A 3,638-nucleotide genomic window follows, 5' to 3' on the forward strand; every position below is an offset into this window, starting at 1 on the left:
CGGCGAGTGTTCGGCGTCGGTGAGCAGCGGCTCCTCGAGGCCGCGGTGCACGGCGTGCTGGACCATCCACACGATCTCCGCCGGGGATGCGGGGCGCAGGGCCAGGCCGCCGCCGAGGGCTGCTTGCACCCGGTGGGCCTGCTCGGTGTACTCGGTCACCTCGTCGACGGCGACCGGTGTCGGCGCCAGGCCGAGCGACCCGGACAGCTCCGACCACATCGCCGTGCTGGTGGCGGTGAGGTCGAACCGGCCGTGCGGGGACGACAGGGGTATGGCCAGCCAGAGGGTGCGGCGGTGCATCTCCTGGCCGGTCAGCAGGTTCAGGCCGGCGGCGGTGGTCTCCGCCCACGCCGGAAGACGCTGCCAGTCCAGGCCGGTCACCATCTGCTCGGCGACTTCGCCCGGATCGACCCGCGCGGCCAACCCGAACAGGCGCGGCGCCCCGGCCAGGGAGCGCACCAAGCTGGTGACCCGTCCGAGTAGTTCGTCGCGTACGCGGGTGGGGACGTAGCGGCCGCCGACCGGGGCGATCCGCCAGATGGCCCACACGCTGCCCGAGGTGGACCAGACCAGGTGTCCGGCGATGTGCCGGAACGGGATCCGCATCAGGACCTCCCCGCCGGCTCGCGGGCCGCCGCGTCCTGCAGCAGCCGGGCCAGCCCACTGACCGGCACCGGCCGCACAGCCGCTGGAACCGGGGCCGGGGCACGGCGGCGGGAAGCCCGGTGCGTGCGGCCCGCCTTGGCCGTGCGGACCACGCTGGACGCGCCGACCGGGGCGTGCTCGATGACGAAGCGGCCGGTGTGGGTGGTGGGGCGGCGGTCGCGGGCGGCCCGCCCGCCGATCCGGCCGGCCGGGTGCTGCGCGAGCAGCGTCAGCCACCCGAAGGCGGCGGTGAAGGGGGTCCGGCCGCCGATTGTGGCGCCGCGTACGGCCCAGATCGTCACCAGCCACAGCACCACCGGCACCGGGCCCAGCCAGGCCCACAGTGTGAAGGTTTTGATGAGTAGCAGGGCGCCGCCGCCCATGACGACCAGTTGTGCGGGGGTGTAGGGGCCGAACCAGATGACCCAGTCGCCCAGTTTGCCCAGGACCCAGGGGTGGCGGCGGGCGGCGGTGTAGACCCGGGCGACCCGCTGCCGCTCAGCGGCCTGGCCGCTCACAGCACACCGCCCGCCACGCCGGGCAGTTGGTGCGGCTGCGGTGAGACCACGACGGTGATGGCCCCGGAGGCCTTGGCCGGGTTGTTGACCTCGTCCTGGAAGAGGTTGGCCAGGCTGTCGCGGGAGTTGTAGAGGCCCAGCGCAAGGACCATGCCGATCAGGGCGCCGATACCGGCTTTGAGGGAGACCTTGCGGACGAAGGTGATGACCACGATCGCGGTGAGGCCGACCTGCAGGCCCTTGTCGCCCCAGGTCCCGAGCGTCGACAGCCAGGAGTTGCCGAGGTCGGCGAGCTTCCCGGCCAGCTGCACATGGGTGGTGGTCACTTGGCCGCACCCCCAACCGCCGTGGCCGTGCTGTTGCTGCGAGCGTGCGTGGCCTTCGCGGTGGCGGTCTTCGCCGGTGCTCCGGCCTGAAGGGCGGTGACTTCCCACCGGCCCGAGCGGGCGGTCATCGCAAGCGTGTAGACCAGCGGCCACCGGCCGCCCGTGGCGTCCGTGGCGGTGACATGGGCCTGGACCCGCACCGTCGTGCCGTCGCCCGGCACCGAACCGCCGGCGACTCCGGAGTCGGCGGCGGCCTGGTCGACCGTCACCGCCGTGTAGCCGGACCCGCTGACCGCGGTCAGGTCGGTGCCGGGGGAGAGGTAGCGGTCGACCTCGCCGACGCCGGTGAGGTACGCATCGAAGAACTCGCCCAGCGACGACACCAGCGCGCCGTCGGCGGGCAGCGGATTCCCGAACACAGAATCGACCGCCTTCGCCGTACCCAGGCCGGCGATCTCGGCGGGGGCCGCGGTCACCGTGAACGCGCCCGTCCCGCCCGCGGTGTCCGACGCGAACACTGGCACGGCGAAGTACCGCACGACCGTCCGCGCATCCGCGTCCGAAGCCGACGACGAACCGCTGCTGTCGTTACGGACAGTGAACTGCGCAGCGACGACGACCGACCAGCTGCCGTCACTCAGCCGCGCGCTGCGCACCGCCACGGTGCGCAGCAGCGACTGCGCAACCGCGCTGCCGGACAGGGTCGGCAGATCGACGGAGGGCGCGAGCGCGTGGACGGCTTGCGCAGTCGTGCTGTCGGTCTTGGTGGCGTCGCTGCGCAGCCACAGATCGCAGAACAGCGTCGCCACCCCGGCCGGATCCGGGTTGCGCAATGCGGCCGGTGCGGTGGTGGTGGGTTGCGCAATGGCCGCGACGGTGCGGGGCATTGCGCACACGACGGCCAGCGCCACCGGGCCGGCCGCCAGCGCCGCCCACACCCCGATCCGGGCCAGGCAGACCCGCCGGTGCGCGGCCTTCAAGGTGCCGAGGGACGCGCTCGGAGTGTGCAGCGGCCGGGGGGTGGAGGCGGCCGCGGGGGCTGGCCTTCGTGGGGTCTGGGTGGGCATACAAGGGCTCCTGGGGAAGGGGCGGTCGGGGTGTTGCCCCTATGAAGCCCGGCACTACTCACCGATTCGCTCACCACCAGGACCCCTTTGACATCACGGTTCGGCAACGGCGCCCGTGGTGAGTTTTCCGCCCCCGTGGTGAGTTGGCCCTGCCACTCACCACGCCTGGTCACAGGCCCTTTTCCTGCGCCGGTCCGGCAGGCGGGAGCTGGAGCGGGGCGGGCGGGAATCCGAGGATTTCTGCACTCACCACGGCCTTGCCCCCTACTCACCACGCGCTCGAACCAGAACTCACCACGGCCGCCACCAAAACTCACCACGGCCGCCGGGAAAACTCACCACGGTCCGGGCGCCTGCCAGCAAAACTCACCACGCCGATCGCACGAACTCACCACGCCTGCTCACCGCCCGCAGGCTCCGACCCGCCCCCGCTCACCGACCCACGGCGGCCGCTGGCAGGCTTCCCGGAGCCGGTCTCGCGCGTTGCGCAATGCCTCCCCGCGCCCCTCCGCGGCGCCGATTGCGCAGCCCGATTGCGCAACCCGACGCGGGGATTGCGCAACCCGATTGCGCAACCCGACGCGGGGACTGCGCAACCGGGACGCTGCCCGGGCCCCTGCGGTGCGCGGTGCGCAATCGCGGCGGGAGTACTGCGCAGGCGGTTGCCGACGGGTCCGCGCTGCTGTTGGTGGGGGTCGCCGCCGTCGTTGCGCAGCCTTTCCTGAACCTTTGCGCAACGGCCTCTCCGCGCCTTTCGTCGTCGGCCCGGCAGCGGCGGGGTGGGGTTGCGGCCCCGGTGCGCACTCCCCCGCGTGTCCGCTACTTTCTGTCACGGAGGGTAGGGAACGGCCCGGTGATGCTCGGGCCCCGTCATGTCGTTTCGGCGCTGCCGGGGACCGGGGCCGTGGGCCGCTTCAGGCCTGTTGGGCCGCCACGTCAACTGCAGGGGGGTGCTCGGCGGTCAGGCGGATGACGGTGCTCTCGACCCTCTCTGTCAAAGTGTGATGAGTCGGGTAAAGTGACCGATTCATTCAGTCGAGGGCGGAGAAGGAGGAGTGCCCGAAGTGGCCAGCACCAACGAC

The 3,638-nt window shown here is 72.4% G+C and carries 3 protein-coding genes and 1 pseudogene; all 4 read right to left on the reverse strand.

Annotated elements, in window-relative coordinates:
* Nucleotides 1-606, reverse strand: a pseudogene (locus tag EFK10_RS08345) (ATP-binding protein); the annotation flags it as partial.
* Nucleotides 606-1,163, reverse strand: a complete 558-nt coding sequence (locus tag EFK10_RS08350) for a hypothetical protein (protein ID WP_240677073.1) — start codon at nt 1,161-1,163, stop codon at nt 606-608. The gene EFK10_RS08350 and the pseudogene EFK10_RS08345, both read right to left, overlap by 1 nt.
* The gene (locus EFK10_RS08355; protein ID WP_127355104.1) at nt 1,160-1,489 is read right to left on the reverse strand and encodes a hypothetical protein; all 330 of its coding nucleotides are present in this window, start codon (nt 1,487-1,489) and stop codon (nt 1,160-1,162) included. The genes EFK10_RS08350 and EFK10_RS08355 overlap by 4 nt, the downstream gene beginning before the upstream one ends.
* A complete protein-coding gene (locus tag EFK10_RS08360) occupies nt 1,486-2,556 on the reverse strand; it encodes a conjugal transfer protein (protein ID WP_127355105.1) in 1,071 nt (356 codons plus the stop codon). Before EFK10_RS08360 ends, EFK10_RS08355 begins: the two co-directional genes overlap by 4 nt.
* Between the last annotated feature and the right edge of the window lie 1,082 nt (nt 2,557-3,638).

The organism is Streptomyces soli (genome assembly GCF_003999195.1).
Lineage (GTDB): Bacteria > Actinomycetota > Actinomycetes > Streptomycetales > Streptomycetaceae > Actinacidiphila > Actinacidiphila soli.

Coding starts and splice junctions, on each gene's coding strand:
- EFK10_RS08360 (WP_127355105.1), bottom strand. CDS start 2,556: ATGCCCACCCAGACCCCACGAAGGCCAGCCCCCGCGGCCGCCTCCACC.